Raw genomic sequence first — 14942 nt, 5'->3', positions numbered from 1 at the left:
CCAGGCCGGCCACTTCAGGCGCTTCACGGTGCTCCACTTACTCGTGCTCGACGGCGGTACGGGGCCATGCGGGTGCCTCCCTCAGGACGGAGGGTCCCCCTCCATCGTCCTCTTTCACTCCTTGATCGGGAATCCGGCATACCACTCTGACTGTCATCACGTTCCGCGATAACCTGGCACCGTGTACGACCCGTCACAGCTGCGTACGTTCCTGGCGGTGGCGCAGACCCTGAGCTTCACGCAGGCCGCCCGGCGGCTGGGGCTGCGCCAGTCGACCGTGAGCCAGCATGTACGGCGGCTCGAGGACGCCGCCGGGCGGCAGCTGTTCACCCGGGACACCCACTCCGTGGAGCTGACGGAGGACGGCGAGGCGATGCTGGGGTTCGCGCGCCGGATCCTGGAGGTGCACGACCAGGCCACGGCGTTCTTCACCGGCACTCGCCTGCGGGGGCGGCTGCGGTTCGGGGCGTCGGAGGACTTCGTGCTGACGCGGCTGCCGGAGATCCTCGAGGGCTTCCGGTACGACCATCCCGAGGTGGATCTGGAGCTCACGGTCGAGCTGTCGGGCACGCTGCACGAGCAGCTGGCCGCCGGGAAGCTGGACCTCGTGCTCGCCAAGCGACGGCCGGAGGATCCCCGGGGTGAGCTGGTGTGGCACGACCGGCTGGTGTGGATCGGGGCGGAACGGCTGCGCCTGGACGCGGACCGCCCGGTGCCGTTGATCGTGTATCCGCCGCCGGGGATCACTCGGACACTGGCCTTGGAGGCGCTGGAGCGGCAGGGGCGCGCGTGGCGGATCGTGTGCACCAGCGGGAGCCTGAACGGGCTGATCGCGGCGGCGCGGGCCGGACTGGGAGTGATGGCGCACTCCCGGGGGCTGGTCCCGCCGGGGCTGGTGCGGATGCCGGACCGCTTCGGACTGCCCGAGCTCGGGCGGGTGGACTTCGTCCTGGTGCACGGTCGCCGGCGTACGGCCGCCCAGGGGGCGGCGGATGCGCTTGCCGCCGCGATTCTGGCGGGTGGGGACCGGTTGCACCGGCAGTGACGGGCGTAGCGACATCCCCCGGCGAAGTGACGAATTCCGGTTCGGCGGCGCTGAGAGAAGAGAAGACGGCATCCCGTGAACAACCGTTTCACCAAGGCCGCGAGCCGTAGTCGGATCGTACAGATTCGGTGGAGATTACGGCTGGGAACCTTACTCAACCGTCAGTTTTCTGTCCGACCCTTCCCCATGTGAGCGTATTTTCCCGTACTGACCAGGCCATACGTGAGCCCCCCTCGGCTTCGGCCCCTCTCCCGCCGGATGTCTGGGTGGGGTAGCTTTCACGGCGCTGTGCGGAGCGTCACTGAGCGCCAGGGAGAGCGGGGAGCGGGGTTTGCGCGAGTTCACCAACCCTCCGTTGGCGTTGGCACCCCCGGTGGGCGGACTGGCCGACGTCGTCTTCGAGCATGCCCAGAACGACCCGCTCCACATCGCCCTCGGCCGCAAGGACGAGAACGGACAGTGGCGGGACGTGACGTCCGCGGAGTTCCGCGACGAGGTCATGGCCCTCGCCAAGGGATTGCTTGCCCAGGGCATCCGCTTCGGCGACCGGGTCGCGATCATGTCCCGCACCCGCTACGAGTGGACCCTGTTCGACTTCGCGCTCTGGACGATCGGCGCGCAGGTGGTGCCGGTCTATCCGACCTCCTCCGCCGAGCAGTGTTTCTGGGCGCTGTACGACGCCGAGTGCACGGCCGCGATCGTGGAGCACGAGGACCACGCGATGACGATCGCCACCGTCATCGACCGGCTGCCGCGGCTGCACCGGCTATGGCAGCTGGACTCCGGCGCCGTGCAGGAGCTGTACGACGCGGGCGCGGCCATCGAGGACGACGTGGTGCACCGCCACCGGCAGGCCGTGACCCCCGACTCGGTCGCGACGATCATCTACACCTCGGGCACCACCGGCCGGCCCAAGGGCTGTGTGATCAGCCACGGCAACTTCATGTACGAGGCGGACACCGTCATCGAGCGCTGGGAGCCGGTGTTCCACTCCAAGAAGGGCGACGAAGCGGCCACCCTGCTGTTCCTGCCGCTCGCGCACGTCTTCGGGCGGATGGTGCAGGTGGCCGCGGTCCGTGGCCGGGTCCGCTTCGGCCACCAGCCGCAGATGAACGCGGCCGCCCTGCTGCCCGACCTCGCCGCGTTCAAGCCGACGTTCTTCCTCGGCGTGCCGTACATCTTCGAGAAGGTCTTCAACGCCTCGCGCCGCAAGGCCGAGAAGGAGGGCAAGGCCGGTCCGTTCGAGAAGGCCGTCGACGTGGCGGTGAAGTACGCGGAGGCCATGGAGGCCAAGGCCTGGGGGATCGGGCCCGGTCCGTCGGCGGGGCTGCGGATGCAGCACCAGCTCTTCGACAAGCTCGTCTACTCCAAGATGCGGGCGGCCATGGGCGGCCGCATCAAGCAGGCCATGACCGGCGGTTCGGCCATGGACCGCAAGCTGGGACTGTTCTTCGCCGGCGCCGGCGTGCACATCTACGAGGGGTACGGCCTCACCGAGACGACGGCGGCGGCGACCGCCAACCCGCCCGAGCGCACCCGCTACGGGACGGTCGGCCAGCCCATCCCCGGCATGACCGTGCACATCGCGGACGACGGCGAGATCTGGCTCTACGGCGCCAACGTCTTCCAGGGCTATCTCAACAACGACAAGGCCACCGACGAGACCCTGCACGACGGCTGGCTCGCCACCGGGGACCTCGGCTCCCTCGACGAGGACGGCTATCTCACCATCACCGGCCGCAAGAAGGAGATCCTCGTCACCTCCGGCGGCAAGAGCGTCTCCCCCGGGGTGCTGGAGGAGCGGGTGCGCGACCATCCGCTGGTCTCCCAGTGCATCGTCGTGGGCAACGACCGCCCCTACATCGCCGCCCTGGTCACCCTCGACCAGGAGGCCGTCGAACACTGGCTGGGGATGCGCGACAAGCCGCGGATGTCCCCGGCCCAGCTGGTGCGGGACGCCGACCTGGAGACCGAGGTGCGGCGGGCCGTGGTCGCCGCCAACACCCTGGTCTCCCAGGCCGAGTCGATCCGCACCTTCCGTATCCTCGCTCAGCCCTTCACCGAGGAGCACGGGCTGCTGACCCCGTCCCTGAAGCTCAAGCGCAAGGCGATCGAGACCGCGTACGCGGACGAGGTCGAGGCGCTGTACCGGGCCTGAGCCGCTCGTCACACGAGCTGGTAGCCGCGCAGCCCGGTCAGCAGGAGATAGGTGTCCTGGAGGGACCCCGAGGTGTCGCCCAGGGAGCGGTAGATGCCCCACTTCGGGCGCACCCGGTCCGCCAGGAAGGTGTCGACCCCGGTCTTCGACGCGTCGATCACCGTCGAGCCGCCGGACTTCAGGATCCAGCGGACCGAGCCCGCCGAGCCGTTGCCCACCTTGATCTGGAAGTCGACGTCCGTCCATCGGTCGTGCAGCGGGTCCAGGCTCGTGCGGCCCACCAGGATGTCGTCCTCGAACAGCTTCAGTTCGATGGTCTGCGCTCCGTTCACCCGGCGCAGGGACTGCACGACGATCGGGGAGGTGCCGGTGCCCGGCTGCTTCATCTGCATGATGTGGGTGAAGCTGGTGGTCGCCTTCAGTGAGCTCGGGATGTACATCGAGTACGTGATCCGCCAGGTCTGGCCCTCGGTCCACCTGAGGTAGCTGCTGCCGCTCGTGCGCAGACCCGTGACCTCCTGGCGCTGCCGGTCGGTCGAGGTGTCGCGGTCGGCCATGTGCATGTTGAAGCGCCAGTTGTCGCCGGTGGCGTAGATGTGGGGCTGCCCGGCGGGGTGCGAGTCGGCGCGGTCGTCCTCGATCGTCTCGAAGGCACCGAGGCCGTCGTCGCTCGCGGACGGGGCCCACTTCTGCTGCCAGGAGGCGGCGTGGGCGGTGGTGGCGGCCGGCAGTCCGGCCGCGGCTCCCGCCGCACCGGCGAGGGCGGCCCCCAGCAGAACCCTTCTGGATGTGCTCATGACACAAATCACCTCGGAGATAGGCGTTCACATTCGTGCACGACGTTCAGTGACGCAATCCAGAGTCGCCGCAGGGCAGTTGACGGTCAATGGTCTGAACTAAAGAGACGGGATGGATTCTCGGGTCAGGAATGCATCACGGCTCGTGATCGTTGACCATAGGAGTGGAATCTGACGGCAACCGTAAGGATCAAGAGCTCGTGAGCAGCAAGGTCCCCCCGATCATCCTCAACAACGGCGTCGAGATGCCCAAGCTGGGTTTCGGCGTCTGGCAGGTGCCGGACGACGAGGCCGAGCGCGCGGTCGCCACGGCGCTCGAGGCCGGGTACCGCAGCATCGACACAGCGGCGATCTACGGCAATGAAAAGGGCACCGGAAAGGCCATCGCCTCCTCCGGAGTGGCCCGCGAGGACATCTTCGTCACCACCAAGCTCTGGAACGGCGACCAGGGCTACGACTCGACCCTGCGCGCTTTCGACACCTCGCTGGAGAAGCTCGGCCTGGACTACGTGGACCTGTACCTCATCCACTGGCCCACGCCCTCCCGTGACCTGTACGTCGACAGCTACAAGGCGTTCGAGAAGCTGCACGCCGACGGCCGGATCCGGGCCATCGGCGTCTCCAACTTCGAACCCGACCACCTGGAGCGGCTGATCGCCGAGACGTCCGTCATCCCGGCCGTCGACCAGATCGAGCTGCACCCGCACCTTCAGCAGCACGCGGCCCGCGAGTACCACGCAGAGCAGGGCATCGCCACCGAGGCCTGGTCGCCGCTCGGCTCCGGCAAGGGTCTCCTGGAGGTCCCGGCCATCGTGGCCATCGCCCGGAAGCACGACCGCACTCCCGCCCAGGTCGTGTTGCGCTGGCACCTCCAGCTCGGCAATGTCGTGATCCCGAAGTCCGTGACCCCGTCCCGGATCAAGGAGAACATCGAGGTCTTCGACTTCAGCCTGGACGCCGAGGACCTGGCGGCGATCAGCGCGCTCAACGAGGACCGGCGTCTCGGCCCGGACCCGTCGACGTTCAACGCCGCCTGACGGCACACCGTTCGGCCGGCGGTGCGGTCCCTGTCGTAGGGGCCCCACCGCCGGCCGTCGTGTGTCCGGCGTCAGCCGTCAGACGGGCTGCCCGATCGGTCGTACGACGACGGTGTTGATGTCGACGCCCTCAGGCTGCCGTACGGCCCACACCACCGAGTCGGCGATCTGGTCGGCGGTGAGCAGGTGGCCGGGCGGGAGGCTGCCGTAGCCGTCCCAGAACGGCGTCTCCACACGGCCTGGGGCCACCAGGGTGACGCCGACACCGAACTCGGTGACCTCACGGCGGGCGTTCTCGGCGAGCCCGGTCACCGCCCACTTCGTCGCCCCGTAGATGTTGCCGGGCCCGTGGATGAACCCGGCGACGCTGCCGATCAGTACGATCCGGCCGCGAGTCTCCTTGAGCGCGTCGATGGAGGCACGGATGAGGAGGGCGGGGCCGAGCACGTTGGTCAGCACCATCTCGGTCCAGCCGGCCGGGTCGCCCCCGGCGACGGTGTCATGGGTGGCGAACCCCGCGTTGGCGACGACCGTGTCCAGTCGGCCGAACTCCTTGAGCGTGCCGTCGACCGCGGCGCTGATGTCGCTGTACTCGGCGGCGTTGCCGACGAACGTCAACAGGCCGTCCGGGCTGCCGAGTTCCTCGGCGAAGGCACGCAGGCGCGGCTCGCCCCGCCCGGTGACGGCCACCCGGTGACCCGCGTCGAGCAGTTGCCGTGCGACTGCGGCGCCGATACCGCTGCCGCCGCCGGTGATGAGCGCGACCGGTGAATCGTCGGACATGGCTTCCCCCTGTGTTCCCCTGCGATCTCGTGGATGGCAGGGAGTACATCAGTTGAAGTGTTCTCGAAGTCAAGTGCCGCAGGTTCGGCGGTAGTCGGCCGACAGGAAGTAGCGCCGCCACGCCACCGTCCGGGTGAATCCGAGGGCGAGCACCGGAGTATCCCCCCGTGGGCAGGTCCGTCCGGGTCGCTCGCGGCCACCAGGGCTCCGGGCTTCGCCGGAGTGAGCGCACTGGCCCTGACCCCGCGGCCCTCGAGCGGCTGAGCCGGACCCGGGCTCTCGCCATGGCCGCGACCGTGATCGCGCTGCCCTGCCCTCCCGCCGCCGCGTCTGGTCAGTGGCCGACCCGGACTCGGTACGGCGGCTGCGCGATCTGGCCCTGGAGCACGGCCCGGCGGCGTCGGAAACCCTGTAGGGCACAGAAGTCTCCGCCCCGGCGATCCGCGCCCGCATGCCGGCAACAGAACGGATCGTGGCCGCAGGGGATCCGGCAGGGCAGCCGCTGGACCGGACACCGCGGGAGGAGATGAAACCGCGAGTACTGTCCGACCACTTCGTTCCCTCCCGTGTCCGGCACGTCAGAGGCGCACTGATCACCGAGTACCTCAACCGGTCCGCACAGCCGTGTGCACCGTGTGCGCCGCCAGCAGGAACACGTCCGGCCGCCGATGCACACTCGCTGCGTCTTCAGGATCGAGCAACCGGTCAAGCGTGTCACGGTCGTCCGCGTCCAGCTGCTCGGCAAAACCTTCCCGCAGCCACCCGAGCGACGCGGCGATGTACGCACGGGCCCGATCGGTCGTCGGCGCCGGAAGATCCAGCATGAAGCTACGCGTACCGGTGTGCCGCAGCCCGGCGGAGGCCATCAGCGCGGGCCAGTCCTCGACCTCGGCGACGGAGTCGGCCAACCCCGCCCGCATCTGCGCGAACCGCTCCTCCTCCAGCGCGTCGAGCCGCGCCTGGAGCCCCGGCCGCCCGATCCCGATGTCCCGGGGCAGGAAGCGCGCGGGCAGCCCGGCCTCCATCAGCGCCAACGTGCCGCCCCGCGCCAGGCGTGCGGCGAACGCGGCGATCCCGGCCCGCTGGTCCCCGAGGTGGTGCAGGCTCCGACTGGCCCAGAGGAGGTCGACGGGGTAGTCCAAGTCGTCGAGGATTGTGGGCAGTTCACCGGCGAGGGTGCCGAAGCGGTCGGCGACACCGAGCCGGGCGGCCCGGGCCCGGGCCCGCTCAAGGAGCGGTTCGGCCCCGTCGACGGCGACCACCCGGGCCCCCGGAAACGCCTCGGCGAGCAGACAGGACAGCACCCCGGGCCCACTGCCCGCGTCGACGATCAGCCCCGGCTCGGTCTGCTTGTGCCCGAGCCAGGCCAGGGCCCGCTCGTACAGGGGCGTGAACAGTTCCGCCTGGGTCTCCAGGTGCTCGGCCATCCTGGACCAGTCGATGTCGGTGTGGTCGTGGTGATGGTGACCGTGGGTGTCGTGATCGTGCGCCATGGTGCCAGCCTCTCCTCGGGATGCGGCCAGCGTGCTCCGACGCACCGCGAAGAGGCCAGTGATGTTGCCAGGGCAGCAAAAAACACGGCAAAGCAGACGCAAAAAAAAGGGGATGCGCCCACCCCGGCCGGTCCCCCACGATGACCCCATGGACGACGAACTGGTGGAGCGTTTCCTCGAAGACGGATTCGTGAAGATCGAGGGCGCCTTCCCGCCACGCGTCGCCCAGCACTGCGCGTCGCTGCTGTGGCGGGAGACGGGCTACGACCCCGAGGACCCGGCCTCCTGGAAGGATCCGGTGGTCTGGGTGGCCGGAATGGCGCAGGGCCCCTTCGCGGCGGCCGCCAACTCTCCGGCACTGCACGAGGCGTTCGACCTGCTGGTGGGCGAGAACCGCTGGCAGCCCCGCTACTCACTGGGCGCTTTCCCCTTGCGGTTTCCGCACGCGGAGGAACCGGACGACGCGGGCTGGCACATTGAGGGTAGCTACCTTCCCGAGGACGCACCCGCCGGCATGTACCACACCAACCTGCGCTCCAGGGACCGCGCCCTGCTGATGCTGTTCCTGTTCAGCGAGGTCACCGAGACCGACGCCCCGACCCGCATCAGAATCGGCTCCCATCTCGACGTACCGCCGATCCTGGAGCCGTACGGCGAACAGGGCGCGTCCTTCCTGGAGTTGGGCCCGAAGGTGGACAAGGCCTCGGCACACCGCCCGCTCGCCCACGCCACCGGCAGCCCGGGGGACGTCTACCTCTGTCACCCCTTCCTGGTCCACGCGGCCCAGCCCCACCACGGCACGAGCCCCCGCTTCATGGCCCAGCCGCCCCTGCTCCCGGCACGGCCCTACGAGTTGGACCGGCCCGACGGCGACTATTCGGCGGTCGAGTTCGCGATCCGCCGGGGCCTGGCCAAGGAGAACTGACCAGACCCCGGCGGGGTGTCACGCCCTGCGCTCGGCAGATCTAGAGCGCCGGGTACGCGTTCTTCATGAGCTCCTGGAACTGCGCCGAGAACCAGTGCCCCGCCAGTGGGGCGTTCGGCAGCGCACCGGACATGTTGTTGTTGTTGCGCGGGTTGCCGGTGTACGTCGGGTCGCACATCCGGTCGAAGCCCTTGCCCTCGTCGTTCGGGATCGCGGAGCTGGCCCCGTCGGACTCACCCGGAGGCTTGATCCACACGTAGGCGTCGATCCCGGCGGCCGGGCTGGCCTTCGGACGCTCACCGAGACCGGCCCCGGCCTGGTTGCACCAGTTGCCGACGTGGATGCGCCGGTCGATCCGGCCGCCGTTGACGTAGGTGTCCACGTCCGTGGTGGCACCGGGACCGGTGGGCCGGGCGGTGCCGCCCCAGCCGTTGCGGGAGGTGTCGATCAGCATGCCGACGCCCGAGGCGAAGCCCTGGTTCACGGCCTCCTGCCGGAAGGCCTGGGCGTAGGAGAGCTCGTCGGTGTACCGGTTCCAGTCGACCCACTTGGACTCGCGCACGGACTTGCCGTTCACGGAGTCGTTGATGGTGAAGTTCTGCTCCTTCAGGGCGCTGTAGTTGGCGGTGTTGGTGATGAAGCCCTGCACGTCGCTGAGAGTGGCGCCCTCGGCGGTGGCCGCCTGCTTGATCGTCTGGACGCTCGCGGAGAAGTTGTCGTCCCAGCCGAGCCAGCCGTGGTGCCCGGCGTCCACGTAGTTGTAGACGTTGGGGGCGTCACCGAGCTTGTTCAGCGCGTAGCCGACACCCTTGATGTAGTTGCCGTTGGCCTTCATCGTGTCGCAGTTGGCGGTGGCTGTGGCCCGCGGCGAGACGTTGGTGACCAGGTTGGGCAGCGAGTCGATCTCGACCGTGTTCACGATCCGCAGCGAGGCGTACTTGGGGTCCGCGAGGATCGCGGCGATCGGGTCGATGTACTGCGTCTTGTACTTGTCGATCTCCGTGGCGCCGAGTTCGCCGTTGGAGGCGAGCGCCGCGCAGTCACGGCCCGGCAGGTTGTAGATGACCAGCTGGACGACGAGCTCGCCGCTGCCCTTCTGCTCCAGGGCCTTGTCGAGGTGGGCGCGCAGTCCCATTCCGCCGTTGACGCCGTTGATCGCGGCGATCCGGTCGAGCCACACGGCGGTGGGCTGGTTGGAGATCCGGCTGCCACCGGGTTCGGCCGCGGCCTTCGCCGACCATTCGGGGTTCACGTACACCTTGGCGCCGGCGTAGGGGTTGTCGACCTTGGTGCCGGGGGTGCCGGGGTCGGTCGGGCCCGGGTCGGTGGGGCCGCCGCCGTCGACGTTGCAGGTCACCCCGTCGAGGGTGAAGGTGGCCGGGACGGCGTTGGTGCCGCTGTAGGTGCCCTGGAAACCGAAGCTGGCCGAACCGCCGGTGCCGAGCGTGCCGTTGTAGCTCTCGTTGGCCGCGGTGACGGCCGTCCCGCTCTGGCTGATCTTGGCGTTCCAGCCGCTGGTGACCTTCTGGTTACCGGCGTACGACCACTTCAGCGACCAACTCGACTTGGCGGCACTGTTGTTGGTGATCGTGACGGCCGCGGTGAAGCCGGTGTCCCACTGGTTCTGCACCTTGTAGTCCACGGTGCAGGGGACGGCGGCGATGCCTGCGTCCCCGGGGGCCACGGCTAGCGCGGTCCCGGAGGCCCCGGCGACGAGCGCCAGGGCAGCGAGGAGCGCTGTTCTCGTACGACTCATGAGTGCGGGTTTCCTTCTCGTTCGCGGATGTTGTCCGTTGGGCGGGTGCTATCCGTTCAGGGCGCGCAGACGGTCACGCAGCCCGGTGCCGAACGCTGTGGGTGTGCCGTCGTAGCTGCTGATCAGGGACGGTCCGGAGGAGCAGTCCCAGGTGTTCCAGGTCCAGCCGAGATACGACAGACCGCGGTCGTCGAACCACTTCATGACCTGGTCGATGAAGCCGTGCGCGCAGGTGTTCTCGCCGATCTCCCCTGCCACGAGGGGGACTTGGGCGGCCACCGGGGCGAGCGTGGAGTTCCAGCAGCTCTCGTTGGCGCAGGTGTTGAAGTTGTACACGTGCCAGGCGGCGGCGAGATTGCCCGCCGGGTCGGCCGGTCTGTACGTCAGCCACTGGCTGAGGTCGTTGGAGTAGGCGATCCCCCCGGCCAGGATCAGGTTGGCCGCGCCGGTGCCCCGGACGCTGTCGACGAGATCCTGCATACCGGCGACCTCGTACCCGATGCCCGGGCAGCTGCCGCCGTCCCGCCAGCACTGCCACGCCTGGGTGGTCGTGGAGGTGGCGCGGTCCGGGTAGGGCTCGTTGAACAGGTCGAAGACGACGGTGCGGTCGTTCTTGAAGGTGTTGGCCACCGAGGCCCAGAAGGAGGGCGTGTACTGCATGTCGGGCATCGGTTTCTGGCAGCTGGCGTGCACGTCGGAGCAGCCGGCGGAGTTGCCGGTGTACTGCCCGTGGGTCCAGTGCAGTTCGACCACGGGTGTCATGCCGTGGGCCTTGACCTTGGCGACCAGGTCCTTGACGGCGTTGATGTAGTTCGCTCCGGCGTAGGCCGGGTCGATGTTGGACAGTCCCAGCCAGCACTCCTCGTTGAGAGGGATGCGGACCGTGTTCGCTTTCCAGTCGGCGATCGCCTTCACGGAGGCGTCGTCGACCGGGCCGTCGAAGATGCCGCGGCCCTGGACGCACATGAACTCTCCGCCGGACCGGTTCACGCCGAGCAGACGGCGGGTCACGCCGCCGGCGTCCACGAGCTTGTTGCCCGACGCGCGAAGGACGGGGGGCCCGTCTTCCGCGGGATCCGTCGGCTCCGGTGTGGGCGAGGGCTCGACAGCCGTGTTGCAGCTGGTGCCGTTGAGCTTGAACGAGTTCGGAACGGCGTTGCTCCCCGACCAGGACGCGATGAATCCGGCGCTGACGCTCGCTCCGGTGGCCAGGGAGCCGTTGTAGCTCTCACTGGCCGCGGTGACCGTCGTACCGGACTGGGACCATGTCGCGTTCCAGCCCTGGGTGAGCTTCTGGCCGCCGGCAAAGTCGAAGGCGAGGCTCCAACTACTCATGGCGGCCGTGTTGTTGGTGACTTTCACGGCACCCTGGAAGCCGCTGTCCCACTGGCTGGTGACGGAGTACTCCACCGAGCAGGCAGGGGCGGCGCCGGACGCCGTGACCACCGGCACCGTCACGGACCCGATGAGGGCGGCCGCGCCGGCAACGGCTAAAAGTACTGAACGCGGGGGGTGTCGCATGAGCGACTCCTTGCAGATCAGCGCGCCGTTACGAACGCGTCGACTGATGGAATCGCTCCCACTGGTGCCAAGGAAGGTAGCGCCAAGTGACGGCAAAGAACAGAGGGGTCACTTGACTTTTCCGAGACCCGTTCGTCGAATCTTTTCGACTCTTCAAGCACCTTGACCCCTTGAACACTCGTCCTCACTATGGGAGCGCTCCCACTGGTTCAAGCCTTGACTTCTCCGAGCCGCACAAGGAGGAACCAGCAATGCCCCCCACCAGGAGACGCCGGACCGTCCGGCGATTGTGGACCGCTGTCGTGGCGGCCATGGCGCTGCCGTTCGCGATGCTGAGTGCGGCTTCAACTCCCGCACAAGCAGCTGCAGTTCAGTGCAGCGTCGACTACAAGACCAACGACTGGGGTTCCGGTTTCACCGCGGATCTGACGATCACCAACCGCGGCACGGACGCCATCAACGGCTGGACCCTGACGTACAGCTACGCGGGCAACCAGAAGCTGAGCAACGGCTGGAACGGGACCTGGTCCCAGTCCGGCCAGACGGTCACGGTCAACAGCGCCACGTACAACGCGAACATCGCCGCGGGCTCCGCCGTCACCACCGGCGCGCAGTTCACCTACAGCGGCGCCAACGCGGCTCCGACGAACTTCGCGATCAACGGTACCTCGTGCACCGGCGCCCATCAGCCGCCGATCACCGTGCTGACCAGCCCGGCCGCGGGCGCGGTCTACACCCAGGGCACCGCGGTCCCGCTCGCCGCGACGGCCGCCGCCGCGGACAACGCGACCATCAGCAAGGTGGAGTTCTACGACAACACCACGCTGCTCGGCACCGACACGACATCGCCGTACTCGCTCTCGGTCTCTAGCTTGACCGTGGGCAGTCATTCGCTGCTCGCGAAGGCGTACGACAGCCTGGGCGCGTCCGGGGAGTCGACGCCGGTCGGCATCACGGTCGCCTCGGGTCCCGCGGTCGTCGCCTCGGCGACCCAACTCGCCGTCCAGCAGGGCAAGACGGGCACGTACACCGTGAAGCTGTCGACGCAGCCCTCGGCCAACGTGACCGTCACGACCGCCCGCACCGGCGGCAACGCGGGCCTCTCGGTGACCGGCGGGGCCTCGCTCACCTTCACCCCGTCGAACTGGAACACCGCGCAGACGGTGACCATCACCGGCAATGCCTCCGGCACCGGCGCGGCGACCTTCGAGTCGACGGCGACGGGCCACGCCAAGGCCTCGGTGACGGTCACCCAGATCGCGGCGACGGGCACCTACAACGCCCGCTTCCTCGATCTGTACGGCAAGATCACCAACCCGGCGAACGGCTACTTCTCCCCCGAGGGCATCCCCTACCACTCGGTCGAGACGCTGATCGTCGAGGCGCCGGACCACGGCCACGAGACCACCTCGGAGGCGTACAGCTACCTCCTGTGGCTCCAGGCCATGTACGGCAAGGTGACGGGCGACTGGTCCAAGTTCAACGGCGCCTGGGACATCATGGAGAAGTACATGATCCCCACCCACGCCGACCAGCCGACCAACTCGTTCTACAACGCCTCCAAGCCGGCGACCTACGCGCCCGAGCTGGACACCCCGAACGAGTACCCGGCGAAGCTGGACACCGGGGTGTCGGTGGGGTCGGATCCGATCGCCGGTGAACTGAAGTCCGCGTACGGCACCGACGACATCTACGGTATGCACTGGCTGCAGGACGTCGACAACGTCTACGGCTACGGCAACTCGCCCGGCAAGTGCGAGGCGGGACCGACGGACACCGGACCGTCGTACATCAACACCTTCCAGCGCGGTGCGCAGGAGTCGGTGTGGGAGACGGTGCCGCAGCCGACCTGTGACCAGTTCAAGTACGGTGGCAAGAACGGGTACTTGGACCTCTTCACCGGTGACGCCTCCTACGCCAAGCAGTGGAAGTTCACCAACGCCCCGGACGCCGACGCGCGTGCCGTGCAGGCCGCGTACTGGGCCGACAAGTGGGCGAAGGAGCAGGGCAAGGGCTCTGACGTCTCCGCGACCGTGGGCAAGGCCGCGAAGATGGGCGACTATCTGCGCTACGCCATGTACGACAAGTACTTCAAGAAGATCGGCAACTGTGTCGGTCCCTCCACCTGCGCGGCCGGCACGGGCAAGGACGCCTCGATGTACCTGCTGTCCTGGTACTACGCCTGGGGCGGCGCCACCGACACCTCGGCGGGCTGGGCCTGGCGCATCGGATCCAGTCACGCGCACGGCGGCTACCAGAACCCGATGGCCGCGTACGCGCTGAGCTCGTACGCCGACCTGAAGCCCAAGTCGGCGACGGGCGCGGCGGACTGGAACACCTCGCTGAGCCGGCAGCTGGAGTTCTACCGCTGGCTGCAGTCCGACGAGGGTGCCATCGCGGGCGGTGCGACGAACAGCTGGGCGGGCCGCTACGCGACTCCCCCGGCCGGGAAGTCGACGTTCTACGGCATGTACTACGACCAGCAGCCCGTCTACCACGACCCGCCGTCCAACCAGTGGTTCGGCTTCCAGGCGTGGTCGATGGAGCGGGTCGCCGAGTACTACCAGCAGACGGGGAACGCCCAGGCCAAGGCGGTCCTCGACAAGTGGGTCGACTGGGCGCTGTCCAAGACCACGATCAACCCGGACGGCACCTACCAGATCCCGTCGACGCTTCAGTGGTCGGGCCAGCCCGACACCTGGAACGCGTCAAGCCCCGGTGCCAACAGCGGACTTCACGTCACCGTCGCCGACTACACCAATGACGTCGGCGTGGCCGCCGCGTACGCCAAGACCCTGACGTACTACGCGGACCGCAGTGGTGACACCCAGGCCGCTTCCACGGCCAAGGCCCTGCTGGACGGCATGTGGAGCAACTACCAGGACAGCCTGGGGATCGCGGTGCCGGAGAACCGGGCGGACTACAACCGGTTCGACGACTCGGTGTACGTCCCGAGCGGCTGGACCGGGACCATGCCGAACGGTGACGCGATCAACGCGTCGTCGACCTTCGAGTCCATCCGGTCGTTCTACGAGGACGACCCGGCCTGGTCGAAGATCGAGGCGTATCTGGCGGGCGGCGCGGTGCCGTCGTTCACCTATCACCGGTTCTGGGCCCAGGCGGACATCGCCCTGGCCATGGGGTCGTACGCGGAGCTTCTCGAATAACCAGCCCCCGCCGGGCGCTCCGCGGGTTGGACCGTTGTCGACTGCGGGTCCGTTGTGGCTTGTCGCGCTCGCGCGGCGGAGCCGCAAAGTCGATGCAGTCCCGCGCCCCTGAAGGGGCGCACCAGGCACCGTTCCTTCCCTGGAACCGCTCGAAGGCTCCGTGTATGAGGTCCCGCCACCGGACGGCGGGGCCGAAACGGCCGGGCGGCCCCCTCCCGCACTGGGGGTCGCCCGGCAACTCTCGCACCGTTGGGAAAGCG

Annotated in this window: 10 protein-coding genes; 5 read left to right on the top strand and 5 right to left on the bottom strand. The window is 68.5% G+C overall.

The genetic code is table 11. The features are described from left to right. Window positions 1-181 precede the first annotated feature (181 nt). Window positions 182-1045 carry a LysR substrate-binding domain-containing protein gene (locus QF027_RS39175; RefSeq protein ID WP_306974164.1) on the top strand — a complete coding sequence of 288 codons (864 nt, stop codon included), beginning with the start codon at window positions 182-184 and terminating at the stop codon, window positions 1043-1045. Between the two features lie 331 nt (window positions 1046-1376). Further along, window positions 1377-3203 carry an AMP-dependent synthetase/ligase gene (locus QF027_RS39170; protein WP_306974166.1) on the top strand — a complete coding sequence of 609 codons (1827 nt, stop codon included), beginning with the start codon at window positions 1377-1379 and terminating at the stop codon, window positions 3201-3203. Between the two features lie 8 nt (window positions 3204-3211). Here QF027_RS39170 and QF027_RS39165 read toward each other — a convergent pair whose 3' ends face one another. Beyond that, a complete protein-coding gene (locus tag QF027_RS39165) occupies window positions 3212-4000 on the bottom strand; it encodes a Tat pathway signal sequence domain protein (protein WP_307080072.1) in 789 nt (262 codons plus the stop codon). 200 nt (window positions 4001-4200) lie between these two features. On the opposite strand from QF027_RS39165, the gene QF027_RS39160 reads away from it, so the two are divergent. Beyond that, a complete protein-coding gene (locus QF027_RS39160) occupies window positions 4201-5037 on the top strand; it encodes an aldo/keto reductase (protein ID WP_306974170.1) in 837 nt (278 codons plus the stop codon). Window positions 5038-5115: 78 nt separating this feature from the next. On the opposite strand, the gene QF027_RS39155 is transcribed toward QF027_RS39160, so the two are convergent. Both QF027_RS39155 and QF027_RS39150 read right to left on the bottom strand, forming a co-directional pair. Continuing rightward, a complete protein-coding gene (locus QF027_RS39155) occupies window positions 5116-5820 on the bottom strand; it encodes an SDR family oxidoreductase (RefSeq protein ID WP_307080070.1) in 705 nt (234 codons plus the stop codon). Between the two features lie 605 nt (window positions 5821-6425). Further along, on the bottom strand, window positions 6426-7313 hold the full coding sequence (locus QF027_RS39150; protein ID WP_307080067.1) for a class I SAM-dependent methyltransferase: 888 nt from the start codon (window positions 7311-7313) through the stop codon (window positions 6426-6428). A 112-nt stretch (window positions 7314-7425) separates the two neighbouring features. On the opposite strand from QF027_RS39150, the gene QF027_RS39145 reads away from it, so the two are divergent. Beyond that, window positions 7426-8238, top strand: a complete 813-nt coding sequence (locus QF027_RS39145) for a phytanoyl-CoA dioxygenase family protein (protein WP_373432458.1) — start codon at window positions 7426-7428, stop codon at window positions 8236-8238. A 40-nt stretch (window positions 8239-8278) separates the two neighbouring features. Here the strand turns inward: QF027_RS39145 and QF027_RS39140 are convergent, their stop codons facing one another. Both QF027_RS39140 and QF027_RS39135 read right to left on the bottom strand, forming a co-directional pair. Next, window positions 8279-9994: a glycoside hydrolase family 6 protein gene (locus QF027_RS39140; protein WP_307080063.1), complete on the bottom strand. Its 1716-nt coding sequence runs from the start codon at window positions 9992-9994 to the stop codon at window positions 8279-8281. Between the two features lie 48 nt (window positions 9995-10042). Next, complete coding sequence (locus QF027_RS39135) at window positions 10043-11515, bottom strand: cellulose binding domain-containing protein (RefSeq protein ID WP_307080061.1); 1473 nt, start codon at window positions 11513-11515, stop codon at window positions 10043-10045. A gap of 251 nt (window positions 11516-11766) precedes the next feature. Between QF027_RS39135 and QF027_RS39130 the strand changes: the two genes are divergently transcribed. After that, entirely contained in the window at window positions 11767-14682 is a 2916-nt protein-coding gene (locus QF027_RS39130) for a glycoside hydrolase family 48 protein (RefSeq protein ID WP_307080059.1), read from the top strand. The last annotated feature ends 260 nt before the right edge of the window (window positions 14683-14942 follow it).

Source organism: Streptomyces canus (assembly GCF_030816965.1).
Taxonomy (GTDB): domain Bacteria; phylum Actinomycetota; class Actinomycetes; order Streptomycetales; family Streptomycetaceae; genus Streptomyces; species Streptomyces canus_E.
This window is presented reverse-complemented; position numbering and strand designations above follow the sequence as displayed.

Coding starts and splice junctions, on each gene's coding strand:
- QF027_RS39145 (WP_373432458.1), top strand. CDS start 7,426: ATGCGCCCACCCCGGCCGGTCCCCCACGATGACCCCATGGACGACGAA.
- QF027_RS39140 (WP_307080063.1), bottom strand. CDS start 9,994: ATGAGTCGTACGAGAACAGCGCTCCTCGCTGCCCTGGCGCTCGTCGCC.
- QF027_RS39165 (WP_307080072.1), bottom strand. CDS start 4,000: ATGAGCACATCCAGAAGGGTTCTGCTGGGGGCCGCCCTCGCCGGTGCG.
- QF027_RS39155 (WP_307080070.1), bottom strand. CDS start 5,820: ATGTCCGACGATTCACCGGTCGCGCTCATCACCGGCGGCGGCAGCGGT.
- QF027_RS39130 (WP_307080059.1), top strand. CDS start 11,767: ATGCCCCCCACCAGGAGACGCCGGACCGTCCGGCGATTGTGGACCGCT.
- QF027_RS39150 (WP_307080067.1), bottom strand. CDS start 7,313: ATGGCGCACGATCACGACACCCACGGTCACCATCACCACGACCACACC.
- QF027_RS39135 (WP_307080061.1), bottom strand. CDS start 11,515: ATGCGACACCCCCCGCGTTCAGTACTTTTAGCCGTTGCCGGCGCGGCC.